The organism is Rhodoferax potami (assembly GCF_032193805.1).
In the GTDB taxonomy this organism is placed as follows: Bacteria; Pseudomonadota; Gammaproteobacteria; order Burkholderiales; family Burkholderiaceae_C; genus Allorhodoferax; species Allorhodoferax potami_A.
The window spans coordinates 3417172-3430287 of sequence record NZ_JAVBIK010000001.1; the positions used below are offsets into that span (position 1 = coordinate 3417172).

Here is a 13116-nt window from a genome sequence, read left to right on the forward strand (position 1 = left end):
AAAGCCACTTTATGACCAACCCGTCAAGCTCATCGACCCCCGCAGCCCCCTGGTGGAAGTTCGGCCATGTGTGGCTGGTGGTGTCCGGCCCGCTGATCGTGGTGGTGGCGAGCTTCCTGACTTTCTATCTGGCCGCCCGCGGTATGGACCCGGTCGTCGATGAAAACTATTACCAGACTGGCCTGGACATTAACAAGACCCTGGCCACCCAACCTGAAAGCCTGGCACCCGCCATGCAGGCCCGTAACCATGCAGCTACTGGCATCGTGCCAGCCGCTGCGCCTGCCCGTTGAGCGGTAGGCAAGGAGCAACGTGATGCCGAGAGCCCCATGGATGGCTGTCGTGTGGCCCGCTTTTCTGGCGGCAGGCGTGCTGGAAATCGTGGTGTTCGCATTCATCGATCCCCACGATCTGCATTGGAACGACGCGGCTTTGCCGCTGTCACGCCAAGGAATTTACACCGTGGCGTTTTTCGTGTTCTGGGGGGTGACGCTGGCTTCTAGCGCGCTCACGGCTTTGCTCGCTATGAGCGCTGCAGACGTCAACAACTAGCGAGCGTGTTATCGCTCAGTTGCAGACTTTGGGGTTGACGATGTCTTTGAGGGCATCGGTGTTCAGGATGCGCACGTGCCGTTGCTTGACTTCCACAATTCCGTCGTCCACGAACTTGGAGAAGGTGCGGCTCACGGTTTCGAGTTTCAAGCCCAAGTAACTGCCAATTTCTTCACGCGTCATCCGCAGCACCAGTTCTGACTGCGAGAAGCCGCGGGCGTGCAGGCGTTGCACCAGGTTCAGCAGAAATGCGGCGAGTCGCTCTTCGGCCCGCATGCTGCCCAAGAGGAGCATGACGCCATTTTCGCGCACGATTTCGCGGCTCATGATTTTGTGGACATGGCGCTGCAGCGAAGTCACCTCGCGCGACAGCTCTTCAATCCGGTCGAAGGGCATGACGCAGACCTCTGCGTCTTCCAGAGCCACGGCGTCGCAAGTGTGGTGGTCGTTCACGATGCCATCGAGTCCGACGACCTCTCCCGCCATTTGAAAACCGGTGACCTGGTCGCGCCCGTCTTCAGAGGCTACGCAGGTTTTGAAGAAACCGGTGCGGATGGCATAGAGGCTGGTGAACTTTTCACCGTTGCGAAACAGGGTTGCGCCGCGTTTGATTTTGCGGCGGCTTGCGACCACGTCGTCGATTTTGTCGAGTTCGGCGGGGCTCAGGCCCAAGGGCATGCACAGCTCGCGCAGGTTGCAGTTGGAGCATGCGACCTTGATGGTGTGGGTATTCAATGCCCCGGCTCCCACCGGCGTGATGGCGATAGAAGCGTGGGCGTCCTGAGACTTGGCGGTAGGCATTGCGTGTTCGAGCATGGTGTTCCCCTGATGCAAGTCAATTATGGTCCGGGTCATCCTGAAACTCCTTGATGTAAATCAAGGAGCCTGAAGGCTGTTTCGTTCACAGTCTGTGCGCTAGCTTGGAGTATTCATGAACGCAGCCCTTGGTTCCGCACCCATTTCAGAACAACTGTTGACCCGCTTTGATGTTTCCGGGCCACGTTACACCTCGTACCCGACCGCCGACCGCTTTGTAGAGGCGTTCAGCGCGGACGATTACTCCCAAGCACTATTGCAACGCCGCTCCGGTGCTGCCGCGCTGGCCTTACCTTTGTCTTTGTATGTGCACATTCCGTTTTGCGAATCGCTGTGCTACTACTGCGCCTGCAACAAAATTATCACCAAGCACCATGACAAAGCGGCCACGTATTTACGCTATTTGACACGGGAGGTGGAGTTACACACCCGGTTGATGGGTACTGGGCAGTCCGTCAGCCAGTTGCACCTCGGGGGCGGTAGCCCCACCTTTTTGAGTGACACCGAGCTGCGGGAGCTGATGGCGATGCTGCGCCGCAACTTCAGCTTTGTCGCCGGTGGTGAGTATTCCATTGAAGTAGATCCCCGGACGGTAGACGCTGCGCGCCTGGATACCCTGGCCGAACTCGGCTTCAACCGCCTGAGCTTCGGGGTGCAGGATTTTGACCCTGCGGTGCAAAAGGCCGTACACCGGGTGCAACCTGCCGATCAGGTGTTTGCCTTGGTAGAGGCGGCACGCGCACGCGGGTTTGAGTCCATCAATGTGGACCTGATTTACGGCTTGCCCCGCCAGAGCCCCGAGTCGTTTGACCGCACATTGGCTCAGGTGAACGCTTTGCGGCCGGACCGTATCGCGCTATATGCCTACGCCCATTTGCCTGAGCGCTTCAAGCCTCAGCGCCGTATTGCGACTGTGGAGTTGCCGGGTGCTGCTTCCAAGGTCTCCATGTTGGCGCATTCCTTGGCGTCTTTCATGGGGGCGGGCTATGTGTATGTGGGCATGGATCACTTTGCACTGCCGGACGATTCGTTGGCAGTGGCGAAGCGGCAAGGGCGCCTGCACCGCAACTTCCAAGGCTACAGCACCCAGCCCGACTGCGACTTGATCGCTTTGGGCGTGTCTGCCATCGGCCGCATCGGCGCTACCTACAGCCAGAACGCTAAAACGCTGGAAGAGTATTACGACTACCTGGACCAAGGCCGTTTTCCCATCGTGCGGGGAATGGCGGTTACGCGGGACGATCTGGTTCGTCGCGCAGTGATCATGGCGCTGATGTGCCAAGGCAATTTGCAGTTTGAGTCGATCAATCTTGCCTATTTGCTGGACTTCAAGAGCTACTTTGCCGCCGAGCTCGAAACCTTGCGGGGGCTGGAAGAGCAGGGACTGGTGTCCTTGGACGACACGGGAATTCAAGTCACCAGCCAGGGCTGGTTTTTTGTGCGGGCCGTGGCCATGGTGTTTGACCGTTATCTCCAGACGGACCGCACCCGTGCCCGCTTCTCCAAAATCATTTGACGCGTCCGGATGCAATCTTCTTTGGCAGTGACAGCATTGCTCATGGGCTTGGTGGGTGGGCCTCACTGCATTGCTATGTGCGGTGCGGCGTGCGCCGGCATCGGGCAGGCAGCTGGACCCCGGCGGACACCGGCCATGTTGAGCTTCCAGGCGGGCAGGGTCATTGGCTATGCCGCACTCGGTGCCTTGGCCGCAGCATCGGTGCAGGGTTTGGGTTGGCTCACCGTGCAGTCTGCTGCGCTCCGGCCAGTGTGGTCTTTGCTTCATGTGGCCGCCACTGTATTGGGGTTGGTGCTTTTGTTTTCTGGGCGTCAGCCCCTGTGGTTGCAGGCAGGGGCGCGTAGCGTCTGGGCCAGGGTGCGCAAAGTCGGGGCAGGGGGCGTGTTGGCCGCTCCCCTGGGGTTGGGGGTGGTGTGGTCCCTGTTGCCTTGCGGCTTGCTGTATTCGGCGTTGCTGCTGGCATCCCTGTCGGGCGAGCCCTTGTCCGGTGCAGCAACCATGGCACTTTTCGCCCTGGGCACCTCGCTGACCATGATGGCGGGGCCGTGGTTGTGGCTGCGCTTGGGTTTGTCCCGCATGGGCGATGGAACGTGGGGTATCCGCCTGGCCGGCGCGGCCTTGGCAGTAGCCTCAGGGTGGGCTTTGTGGATGGGATTGGTGCACAATAAAGCTCCGTGGTGCGCCACCGGCTAGCCCTGAACAACCCCGTTTTCAGGCGGCCTACTGCTTACGCAGACCCAACGAAAGTCCGCCTGCATGCTAGACCCCTCCCACTCGGAAGAGAAGCTTCGGATCGAAGACCTGCGCAGCTTCAAGATTCTGGATACCCCTGCTGAGCAGGCCTATGACGATGTGGTCAAGCTGGCCTCTTACATTTGCGACACGCCGATCGCCCTGATCTCCCTAATTGATGAAGACCGCCAGTGGTTCAAGGCCCGTGTGGGCCTGAATGCGATGGAAACGCCGCGAGGTCAGGCCTTTTGTGCCCACGCCATTCTGGATCCGGACCGGGTGATGGAGGTGCCAGACACCCAGCAGGACGCGCGCTTTGTAGACAACCCACTGGTGACTGGCGACCCGGGTATCCGGTTTTATGCCGGCGCGCCGCTGCTCACCCCTTCGGGTGCAGCACTCGGCACGGTATGCGTGATCGACAGGGTGCCCCGCAAATTGACCGAGCGCCAGTCAGAGGCCTTGCAGGCCCTCTCCCGCCAGGTGGTGCAGTTGTTGGCGTTACGCCGCGTGAATGCCGAGCTGGAGCTAGTGACCAAGGCGCAGACATTGCGCCACCAGCAACTGGAGAACCAGCAGCGTCGCATTGAAGAGCTCAACCATGACCTGCAGGAGCAGACCCTGACGGATCCCTTGACGGCTTTGAAAAACCGCCGCGCTTTTGATACCTTGTTGTCCCATGAGTTTGCGCGCTCCCTGCGCTCCAAATCGCCGCTGTGCCTGTTGATGGTGGATGCAGACCATTTCAAAGCCTACAACGATGCCTTTGGCCATGTGGCGGGCGATCAGGCCTTGATGTTCATCGCACTGGCAATCAAAAGCCAGGCGCGCGCTTATGACCACGTGGCACGCTATGGTGGCGAGGAGTTTTGCGTCATCCTGCCCGATACCCAGCTGAACGAAGCGCTGGTGGTGGCCGAACGCATCCGGGATTCGATCAAGTCCATCCACGGCCTGCGCAGGCCCATGTCTGCCAGCATTGGTGTGGCGTATTCCGAAGGCATCAGCAGCCCCAAGCGGTTGGTGGAGCTGGCGGACCGCGCCATGTACCTGGCCAAGCAGGGCGGGCGTGACCGGGTAGAGATTTTTCTGCCTCCGACCTGAGCCCGCGGCAGGGTGGGCGCGAGGCTGGGATAATCCGGCCATGCCCGCTTTAGAAAACAAGTCTGCTGTGCCGGACTCCCTGTGGCGCCTGTCCGTGGCGCCGATGATGGACTGGACTGATAGACATTGCCGCTATTTCCACCGCCTATTGAGCCGCCATGCGCTGCTGTACACCGAGATGGTGACCACGGGTGCGCTCATCCATGGGGATGTGCCGCGCCATTTGCGCTTTAACGCCGAAGAACACCCCGTCGCCTTGCAGCTGGGCGGGAGCGAGCCTGCTGATCTGGCGCGTGCTGCCAAGTTGGGCCAGGAGTGGGGTTATGACGAGATCAACATCAACTGCGGCTGCCCGTCCGAGCGGGTGCAGCGCGGCGCATTTGGCGCCTGCCTGATGAACGAAGCCCCGCTAGTGGCGGACTGCGTGAAGGCGATGGTGGATGCGGTGGATGTGCCGGTGACCGTGAAGCACCGCATCGGGATTGACAAGGAAGAAAGCTACGGCTTTGTCCGCGACTTTGTGGGTACCGTGGCCGATGCCGGTTGCACCGTGTTCATTGCCCACGCGCGCAACGCGTGGCTCAAAGGCCTGAGCCCCAAAGAGAACCGCGAAATACCGCCCCTGCGCTACGAGCTGGTGTACCAGCTCAAAAAAGACTTTCCGCACCTCACCATTGCCATCAATGGCGGCATTACCAAAACAGCCCAAGTGGCGGGACATCTGGAGCACGTAGACGGCGTGATGCTGGGGCGCGAGGCGTACCACAACCCCTGGTGGTTGGCCGAATGGGACAGCGCGTTTTACGGCGCCCCCGAGCGGGACATTACCCGCGAGATGGTGGAAGCGCAGATGGTGGACTACATGGAGCGTGAGGCCGCGCAACACGGTACCCACTGGTACAGCATTGCGCGCCACATGCTGGGTTTGCGCCACGGCTTGCCCGGTGCCCGGCGCTGGCGGCAGGTGTGGACCGATCACCGCCTCAAGCACCTTGGCGCCCGCGAGGTGATGGCCCTTGCTCATCTACCAGAGTCAAATAGGGCTCCAGCGCCCGTATAGCCTGCGGGAGGTGCTACTAATTCAGTAGCGTTTCAGCGACTTCTGTGGGTTGGGTGCCGGCCAGGATGGACTTGGCCCGCGCCACTTCGTCGTCACTGCCGTGCACCATCAGCACGTATTTGTCGGCCTTGAGGGCGGTCTCGTACACGATGACTTGGTCCTTGGGAACACCCAGCTGGCTCAAGGCGGCGCCTACTGCCGAGAGGCCCCCAACCAACACCGCGCCTTCGAGCGCGCTGATGACGACCGACACAATCGGCCCTGCCATGGCGATCATGCCCAAGGGCGGCAGCATGAAGACGGCAGGTGCCATCAAAATGCCCCACATGCTGCCCCAGAAGGCGCCGGTGCTGCCCCAGGCGCGGATCTTGTCGCCGGTGCTGTAGAAGCCCACCGGGTGCTCTTCGCTGTGGTAGCCCTTGCCGATGAGCGAGAGTTTTCTCACATCAAAGCCGAACTTCTTGAGCGTTTGAATAGCGGTCTCTGCCTCCTCGTGGGAGTTGCAGATGGACACTGAAGCGTTGGTATGGGCTTGCATGTGCTGCCCTCAGAAGGTCATGGTCATTTTGTCGACCACGCTAGTCACACCGGGCGTGCTCCAGGCGGCTTCTTTGGCGGTGTCCCGCTCGGTCCAGTTGCTGACATTGCCAGTCAGGGTGAGGGTGCTGCCGTCAATGTCGATGTTGATCTTGCCGGCGTCCGTGTGGGCGCGGCGCACCAAGGCGGCTTCGATGTCGGCTTTGGCCGCGCTGAGCTTGGTGCCGGGCTGCAAAATGATCTGGTTGGACACCCCATTCACGCCCATCAGGTAGCGCACAGCTACAGCGGCAGCCAGTTTCTGGAACTGCCATTCGGTTTGGCCTGTCAGGGTGATCCAGCCTTTTTCAACGGTGACGTTCACCTTGTTGCCCAGTGGGGTGGACATCCATTGCAGCGCGTTTTTGGCGGAGTTGGCAATGTCGCTGTCGTTGCGGATGCCACTGGAGGCCAGCTTTACATCGATTTCAACGGCCAAGGCGCGCACGCCTACTACGCGGCGCGCGGCTTTTTCGGCGTGGTATTTCTCTTGGTAAGTCATCACATGGCCGGCCAGAGTGACGACGCCATCTTTGGCTTCCACGCCGATGTTCTCAGCGTGGACCGAGGGTTCCCAGTGGAGTTCAGCCAGCACGTCTTGTTGGAGTTGGAGATCGGTTTTCATGGGTTTCCTTGGGTGGTTGGAGGAGGGGGCAAGGTCAGGGGGTTAGTAGTGGTAGCGCAGGCCGAGCTTGGTGGCGCTGATGCGGTCGGTGCTGCCGCCGGGGAACTTCATGGTGTGCTCCTCGTACATCAACACGCCGGACCATTGGGCTGCCAACTGCAGCTCCACGCCCAGGCCATAGCTCCAGCCAAAATCACGTTCGCTGCCGGATTGCACGCCGGACGTAGGCGCGCTGCTGACATCGGTGCGGCCGTAGGTGGTACCCACCTTGCCCAGTAGGTTCCAGGAGGGGTTGAGCGGCATGCGGCCGATCAGGTTCAGGTTGATGCCATCCGCGGTGGTGCGGCCGCCGGCACGGTTGACCGAGCCGAAGTCGGTGTAACCCACCTCCAAACCCCAGTTGGGGCTGAACACATAGTTGCCCATGCTGACGCTGTAGGCGGTGGCCCGTTGGTCATTGTCGAAAATGCCGAATCCGTTGCTGGGTTTGGAATAGTCGGATGAGCCGACACTGATGTCGATATAGCCCGGGCTGTAGGCGTTGCCGCGGGCGGGTGACATCTGGGCGGCGGCGGGCGCCATGGCAAACGGCGCGGCAAGACACAAGGCCAGTCCTGCCAACGTGGCGCCTCGAGCGCGCGGGGTGTGGCGGGGGGCGGGGATACGGGGTGTGTGCATAGTGAGCAGCCTTTAAAGAGAAAAGAACCGGATCACTCCGGGAGACAACCTCACTGTGGGCGACTTAAGCGCCGCCATCTGTGCGCAAGCGCGCCTAGGCAGCACGGATCTGATAAATCGACACACCCGTGACAGACGGCTGCCAACAGGTGCGGCACTATGTACTTTGTAGTTGGCGATTTTTAAGCCAAATTGGCATGTAGCGCAGGCAGAATATGCGCGAGTAGCTATTAAAAAAGGAGCAAATTCCCATGGCAGATAACCCGCAGAAACCCGCGTTCGATGGCGACATGGCGGCGTACACCGCATTGGGCGGCGCGGTGTACCGCGCATCTGCGCTCACGCGCGGCCCCTGGCACCCGCAGCAACAACACGCCGGCCCGCCGATCGCCCTGGTGAGCCACGCCTTGGAGGCCGCGGCCCAAGCGCATGGGCTGCACCACCTAGCCCGCTTGACTGCCAATTTGTTGCGCCCCGTGCCGATTGCCGATATCGAAGTCAGGGTACAAGAAGACTATGTGGGTCGAAATGCCGGCCACTTCTCTGCGGTCGCCCTGGCGGATGGCAAAGAGCTGATTCGCGCCACCGCACTGTTTCAGCGCGAGGACGAGGTCGGCCTGCCCGATGGCCTGCCCGGTCACCCCTTGCCGCTGGCACCCAAGCAGCCGGATGTGTCACCCGTGCAGCGCTTCCCGTTTGCGCACCATGAATGGGGCTACCCCGATCTGGTGGAAACGCGCACGGCCCAGGGCCGTATGTTTGACGGCCCGAGCGCGGTGTGGTTTCGCATGAGCCATCCGCTGGTGATGGGCCAAACGCCTAGCGCCTACCAGCGTGTGGCGGTGGCAGCCGACTCGGGCAACGGCATCAGCGCGATTCTGGATTTGTCCACCCACGTGTTTGTGAACTCCGACCTCACCATCAACCTGCTGCGCAAACCGGTGGGTGAGTGGGTGTGCTTGGACGCTCGCACCCATTTGTCCAGCCATGGCGGAGGGCTGGCGGAGTCGGCTCTGTACGACGAGCTGGGATTGATCGGGAGGGCTACGCAGAGCTTGTTTGTGAGGCGTCGCTACAGCGCGTAGCGGTGGCGGCCGACTCGGGCAACGGCATCAGCGCGATTCTGGATTTGTCGACCCACGTGTTTGTGAACTCCGACCTCACCATCAACCTGCTGCGCAAACCGGTGGGTGAGTGGGTGTGCTTGGATGCCCGCACCCATTTGTCCAGCCACGGCGGGGGGCTGGCGGAGTCGGCTCTGTACGACGAGCTGGGATTGATCGGGCGGGCGACGAAGAGTTAGTTTGTGAGGAAACGATAGCTAGGTGGTTTGGGGGATCGTCCTTTCCGAGCAGGGTAGACTAGAGGAGTTTTGGCTTGGTGCTGCTGATGGGCAATAAAAGACCCAGGCGCGCTTTCATCGGCACCACTTAAGACTGGTGGCCTAGTTGTGTTGATCTAGAGCTGATGCCGGATTGATGAACCCGTTCCAATGGCTCCTGAAGTGTGCTACCCGCGCTATTGCTTGGCGGTCCTCGTGTACCTTAGCGCCGGAGGCCTGATAGATATTCTTAGTCGAAGTTTTATTTCTGGTTAGGCGTGTTTCTTATGAAGTTTTCGTATTTTTTATCCCGAATCACACTGGCCTTGGGTGTGTTGGGCTGTGCTTCTGTCGTCAACGCCCAGTTCGGCAATCCCAGCACTTTTTCTAATGCAGGCCAGGTTGGAGCAGAAGCGCCCGTTCGCAACTTGCCATCTACCGCCAATGGTGCCGCAAGCGCTCCCAATCAAGTCAGGGGCGTTGCTTTGCCCAGCAGGCAGGCTAGGTCCAATGAACCGCCTGTCGCCAGTGAGTCGGCGTTGACGTTGCCTGAAACGGGTGGTGCGGCATGGAAAGAAGAGCCACCGAGCCAATTTCAGAAGTTTGCCCAAGAGTCGACAGGGACTTTGCTTCCGATATTCGGAAGTCAGCTTTTTGAGTTTCCTCAGAGCTATGCACCCGATGCGGGCCTCGCCGCGCCGGCAAACTATGTACTTGGCCCAGGCGACGAAGTGCAGGTACAAATTTGGGGCGCGATAGACGAGTCCGCCTCGTTCGTATTGGACCGCGAAGGCCGAATTTTCATTCCTAAGGTCGGGTCGCTTTCGTTGGCCGGCGTGACCAGTGTCAATCTTGAGTCCGCCCTGAAAGGGCACCTCAGCAAGGTGTTTACGAACTTTGGTTTGAGCGCCAGTTTAGGGAAGTTGCGCAGTGTCCAAGTTTATGTGGTGGGGCAAGCGCGTCGCCCTGGGACCTATTCTGTCTCCAGCCTCAGCACCTTGGTGAATGTTCTGTTTGCCAGCGGTGGCCCAAGTGCAAATGGGTCGATGCGGAGTATTGAGCTGCGTCGTGCGGGCCGTGTGGTGACGAAGCTTGATTTGTATGACTTCATCGCCAAAGGCGATAAATCAGCCGACATGGCTGTGTTGCCTGGAGACGTCGTCTTTATTCCGCCAGCGACCCGTCGTGTTGCCATCGCGGGTGCATATGACCAAAAAGCGGTTTACGAACTCAAAGACGCTACCACCACCATCGGCGATGTGTTGGCCTTGGGCGGTGGTGCTTCTCCGGTCGCAAATTTCCGTAAAGCATTGCTTGAACGAGTCTTCGCGGACAAAACACCACCGCGGCAAGTGGTCGATATTGCTCTTGATGCCAAAGGCTTGGCGCAAGTCTTGGTGCCCGGCGACATCTTGACACTGTTGCCAGTGAGCGGCGCGTTTTCCAACGCGGTAACGCTGCAGGGAGTGGTCGCTGAGCCTCTTCGGTACAGCTGGTTCGACGGAATGCGTGTTTCAGATTTGATCCCAGATCGGGATGCGCTCATCACCCAAGAGTACTACCGCCGTATGAATGGTTTGACCCGTATTCCAAGTGACACCGATACGAAAGGTGCTGGTAGTCGGGAGGAAAAGCGTGGTTTTGACGAACGGGTGAGAAATAAAAATGAGCAAATCAACTGGGATTACGCGGTCATTGAACGTTTGTCTCGCGCTGATCTGAGTGTCTCGTTGATTCCGTTCAACTTGGCCAAGGCAGTCGTGGGGCGTGATCCTCAGCACAATCTCGTGTTGCAACCAGGGGATGTTTTGACGATCGTCAGTCAAAAAGACATCGCTCTCCCTCAGGAAAAACAGACGAGGTTGGTTCGCTTGGAGGGGGAAGTAGCAGCTCCCGGTGTGTACGAGGCGCTTCCCGGCGAGACCTTGCCGCAGCTCATCAAGCGCATCGGCGGTTTGACCCCACAGGCCTATTTGTTTGGCACAGAGTTCAGCCGTGAGTCGGTCCGCCTGCGGCAGCAAGAAAACCTGAGGTCACTGGTTCGGCGTTTGGAGGGCGAGCTACAAAGTAAGGTGCAGACCAGTCCCGCCGCCAATGGACAAGACGCTGCCACCTTGGCTTTGGTCGCCCAACAACAGCAAGCGCAACTGAAATCGCAAATTGATAGGCTAAAAGCGCTCAAGAGCAATGGCCGGTTGGCGCTAGAGCTCGATACCGCGGCCCAAAGTTTGGCAGGGTTGCCCAACCTCCCCTTGGAGGATGGAGATCGTGTGCTGGTGCCATCGATGCCTGGATTTATCTCGGCTTTCGGTGCTGTTTATAACGAGAATGCAATGATTTACAAGCCAGGAAAGACTGTGGGCGATGTCGTGCGAGCCGCAGGAACTACAGAAGACGCCGAGTCCAGCGGTGCTTTCGTGCTGAGGGCGGATGGCAGTGTGGTGTCTAGGCGGGATAGCAATCGGATATTTGGCGGTGGTTTTGAGTCGCTTGCCGTGATGCCGGGGGACACATTGGTGGTGCCCGCCAAGCTTGACCGTGAATCTGTGTATGCATTTACCGTGCGGTCACTGAAAGAACTGACCCAGATTTTTGCCAATTTGGGTATCGGTGCCGCTGCTATCAAAACTCTGCGGAACTGATGAATTCCATGAATCATGAATCCAACACCGAAGCAGCTGAAGACGATGAAATCAGTCTTTTGGACCTGCTACAAGTAATTGCTGAAAATCTGCGTTTATTGATATTGGCTCCGATTGGTTTGGGGCTTGCGGCACTTGCTATTTCATTCGGCCTGGCGCCAACGTACACTGCGAGCACCGTATTCATGCCTCCGCAGCAGCAGCAGGGAAGTGCAGCGATGATGCTGCAAAGTCTTGGTGCCCTTGGCGGTGTGGCTGGTGCAGCCGCGGGCATCAAGAGTCCGAATGATCAATATGTTTCGCTGCTTAAGAGCGACGCTGTGGCCAACGCGCTGATTGGGAGATTTGGTTTACTTGAACAATTTGAGCTCAAATCCTTAACCGATGCCCGAGCGCAATTGGATGGAGTCAGCAAAATCACGTCAGGCAAAGACGGCCTGATCGTTGTCTCGGTCGACAATGGCTCTCCCAAGCTCGCTGCGGATATTGCGAATGCGTATGTTGAAGAGCTTCGGACACTGCTTGCCCGGCTGGCGGTTACTGAAGCTCAGCAGCGCAGGGTCTTCTTTGAAACCCAGCTCGAAGCGACCAAGCGGAATCTGTCGATTGCGGAGACCGCACTCCGTAGTTCGGGCGTCAACAGCTCCGCTCTAAAGTCCAGCCCTGTTGCCACGATCAGCGCAGTAGCGCAAGTGCAGGCGCAAATAGCAGCCCAAGAAGTAAAAGTGGCCAGTATGCGGGGCTACCTTACAGAGTCTGCACCCGACTTCAAGCAAGCGATGACAGAGCTCTCTGCACTCAGAACACAGTTTGCAAAATTGGAAAAGCCATCTCCGGTCGACGGTGATAACGCGGGTTACGTTGGGCGAGTTCGGGATGTCAAATACTACGAAACCCTTTTTGAATTGTTTGCCAAACAATACGAATTAGCCCGGGTAGACGAAGCCCGTGAAGGTGCGCTGATTCAGGTGGTGGATGCAGCGGTTCCTCCAGAGAAGAAAAGTAAACCCAAAAAAGCGCTAATTGCTACGCTAGTGACCCTTGCATCTTTTTTTGTGTTGTTGCTTTTTGTATTCATGCGCCATGCCGTTAGAAATGCAGTCGCCGACCCTGAGTTGGCAGAGAAACTGTTGCGTTTGCGACACGCGGCCCGACGTTCTATCGGTGTGAATTGAAGGCCTGAGTGTAGTAATATCCGTGAGTCTGGGGCGGCTGTACGTTGGCCTGGCTTGGTCTGATTCATAGATTTTTAAAAAGGGGTTTGCTATGAAAGTTTCTAAATTGTTGGCCGCAGCTGTTGTTTTGGCGTCCTTGACTTCCCAGTCAGCATTAGCTCAAGCTGGCGGTGCAGGTGCTGGCGGTGGTGCTAGTGCTGGCGGTGCAGGTGCTGGCGGTGCTGCAGGTGCGGGTGCAGGTGCTGCAGGTGCTGCAGCGGCTGCTGGTGGCGCTGTTGCTGTTTCTGCTGCTTCTTTGCTGCCTTTGGCGTTGGTAGCG

At 58.8% G+C, this 13116-nt stretch carries 15 protein-coding genes; 11 read left to right on the forward strand and 4 right to left on the reverse strand.

Annotated features, from left to right (window positions below):
- Positions 1 to 11 precede the first annotated feature (11 nt).
- Positions 12 to 293 carry a FixH family protein gene (locus RAE19_RS16465; RefSeq protein ID WP_313875890.1) on the forward strand — a complete coding sequence of 94 codons (282 nt, stop codon included), beginning with the start codon at positions 12 to 14 and terminating at the stop codon, positions 291 to 293.
- 22 nt (positions 294 to 315) lie between these two features.
- Positions 316 to 552 carry a hypothetical protein gene (locus RAE19_RS16470; RefSeq protein WP_313875891.1) on the forward strand — a complete coding sequence of 79 codons (237 nt, stop codon included), beginning with the start codon at positions 316 to 318 and terminating at the stop codon, positions 550 to 552.
- Positions 553 to 567: 15 nt separating this feature from the next.
- On the opposite strand, the gene fnr is transcribed toward RAE19_RS16470, so the two are convergent.
- Complete coding sequence (gene fnr, locus RAE19_RS16475) at positions 568 to 1287, reverse strand: fumarate/nitrate reduction transcriptional regulator Fnr (RefSeq protein ID WP_313876267.1); 720 nt, start codon at positions 1285 to 1287, stop codon at positions 568 to 570.
- Between the two features lie 196 nt (positions 1288 to 1483).
- Here fnr and hemN point away from each other — a divergent pair, with 196 nt between their 5' ends.
- The 4 genes from hemN to dusA all read left to right on the forward strand — a co-directional run bounded on the left by hemN (position 1484) and on the right by dusA (position 5780).
- Complete coding sequence (gene hemN / locus RAE19_RS16480; RefSeq protein ID WP_313875892.1) at positions 1484 to 2884, forward strand: oxygen-independent coproporphyrinogen III oxidase; 1401 nt, start codon at positions 1484 to 1486, stop codon at positions 2882 to 2884.
- Positions 2885 to 2893: 9 nt separating this feature from the next.
- The gene (locus tag RAE19_RS16485; RefSeq protein ID WP_313875893.1) at positions 2894 to 3577 is read left to right on the forward strand and encodes a sulfite exporter TauE/SafE family protein; all 684 of its coding nucleotides are present in this window, start codon (positions 2894 to 2896) and stop codon (positions 3575 to 3577) included.
- 63 nt (positions 3578 to 3640) lie between these two features.
- A complete protein-coding gene (locus RAE19_RS16490; protein ID WP_313875894.1) occupies positions 3641 to 4720 on the forward strand; it encodes a GGDEF domain-containing protein in 1080 nt (359 codons plus the stop codon).
- A 40-nt stretch (positions 4721 to 4760) separates the two neighbouring features.
- Complete coding sequence (dusA, locus tag RAE19_RS16495) at positions 4761 to 5780, forward strand: tRNA dihydrouridine(20/20a) synthase DusA (RefSeq protein WP_313875895.1); 1020 nt, start codon at positions 4761 to 4763, stop codon at positions 5778 to 5780.
- 16 nt (positions 5781 to 5796) lie between these two features.
- On the opposite strand, the gene RAE19_RS16500 is transcribed toward dusA, so the two are convergent.
- Genes RAE19_RS16500 through RAE19_RS16510 form a run of 3 tightly spaced genes read right to left on the reverse strand, consistent with a single transcriptional unit; the run spans position 5797 to position 7659 of the window.
- On the reverse strand, positions 5797 to 6318 hold the full coding sequence (locus tag RAE19_RS16500; protein ID WP_313875896.1) for a DUF1269 domain-containing protein: 522 nt from the start codon (positions 6316 to 6318) through the stop codon (positions 5797 to 5799).
- A gap of 9 nt (positions 6319 to 6327) precedes the next feature.
- Entirely contained in the window at positions 6328 to 6981 is a 654-nt protein-coding gene (locus tag RAE19_RS16505; protein ID WP_138515929.1) for a BON domain-containing protein, read from the reverse strand.
- Between the two features lie 42 nt (positions 6982 to 7023).
- Entirely contained in the window at positions 7024 to 7659 is a 636-nt protein-coding gene (locus RAE19_RS16510; protein ID WP_313875897.1) for an outer membrane beta-barrel protein, read from the reverse strand.
- Between the two features lie 251 nt (positions 7660 to 7910).
- Here RAE19_RS16510 and RAE19_RS16515 point away from each other — a divergent pair, with 251 nt between their 5' ends.
- The 5 genes from RAE19_RS16515 (at position 7911) to RAE19_RS16535 (ending at position 13114) form a co-directional block, all read left to right on the forward strand.
- Positions 7911 to 8744, forward strand: a complete 834-nt coding sequence (locus RAE19_RS16515; RefSeq protein WP_313875898.1) for a thioesterase family protein — start codon at positions 7911 to 7913, stop codon at positions 8742 to 8744.
- 2 nt (positions 8745 to 8746) lie between these two features.
- Entirely contained in the window at positions 8747 to 8962 is a 216-nt protein-coding gene (locus RAE19_RS16520; RefSeq protein ID WP_313875899.1) for an acyl-CoA thioesterase domain-containing protein, read from the forward strand.
- 350 nt (positions 8963 to 9312) lie between these two features.
- Positions 9313 to 11622 (forward strand): SLBB domain-containing protein, encoded by a 2310-nt coding sequence (locus RAE19_RS16525; RefSeq protein ID WP_313876268.1) that lies wholly within the window; start codon positions 9313 to 9315, stop codon positions 11620 to 11622.
- A gap of 8 nt (positions 11623 to 11630) precedes the next feature.
- Entirely contained in the window at positions 11631 to 12797 is a 1167-nt protein-coding gene (locus RAE19_RS16530) for a Wzz/FepE/Etk N-terminal domain-containing protein (protein WP_313875900.1), read from the forward strand.
- 170 nt (positions 12798 to 12967) lie between these two features.
- Complete coding sequence (locus tag RAE19_RS16535; RefSeq protein WP_313875901.1) at positions 12968 to 13114, forward strand: hypothetical protein; 147 nt, start codon at positions 12968 to 12970, stop codon at positions 13112 to 13114.
- Positions 13115 to 13116: the final 2 nt, after the last annotated feature.

What these genes read in the sequence shown, in the direction of transcription:
- RAE19_RS16465 (WP_313875890.1), top strand. Translation starts at nt 12, where the DNA reads ATGACCAACCCGTCAAGCTCATCGACCCCCGCAGCCCCCTGGTGGAAG.
- RAE19_RS16470 (WP_313875891.1), top strand. Translation starts at nt 316, where the DNA reads ATGCCGAGAGCCCCATGGATGGCTGTCGTGTGGCCCGCTTTTCTGGCG.
- hemN (WP_313875892.1), top strand. Translation starts at nt 1,484, where the DNA reads ATGAACGCAGCCCTTGGTTCCGCACCCATTTCAGAACAACTGTTGACC.
- RAE19_RS16485 (WP_313875893.1), top strand. Translation starts at nt 2,894, where the DNA reads ATGCAATCTTCTTTGGCAGTGACAGCATTGCTCATGGGCTTGGTGGGT.
- RAE19_RS16490 (WP_313875894.1), top strand. Translation starts at nt 3,641, where the DNA reads ATGCTAGACCCCTCCCACTCGGAAGAGAAGCTTCGGATCGAAGACCTG.
- dusA (WP_313875895.1), top strand. Translation starts at nt 4,761, where the DNA reads ATGCCCGCTTTAGAAAACAAGTCTGCTGTGCCGGACTCCCTGTGGCGC.
- RAE19_RS16500 (WP_313875896.1), bottom strand. Translation starts at nt 6,318, where the DNA reads ATGCAAGCCCATACCAACGCTTCAGTGTCCATCTGCAACTCCCACGAG.
- RAE19_RS16505 (WP_138515929.1), bottom strand. Translation starts at nt 6,981, where the DNA reads ATGAAAACCGATCTCCAACTCCAACAAGACGTGCTGGCTGAACTCCAC.
- RAE19_RS16510 (WP_313875897.1), bottom strand. Translation starts at nt 7,659, where the DNA reads ATGCACACACCCCGTATCCCCGCCCCCCGCCACACCCCGCGCGCTCGA.
- RAE19_RS16515 (WP_313875898.1), top strand. Translation starts at nt 7,911, where the DNA reads ATGGCAGATAACCCGCAGAAACCCGCGTTCGATGGCGACATGGCGGCG.
- RAE19_RS16530 (WP_313875900.1), top strand. Translation starts at nt 11,631, where the DNA reads ATGAATCATGAATCCAACACCGAAGCAGCTGAAGACGATGAAATCAGT.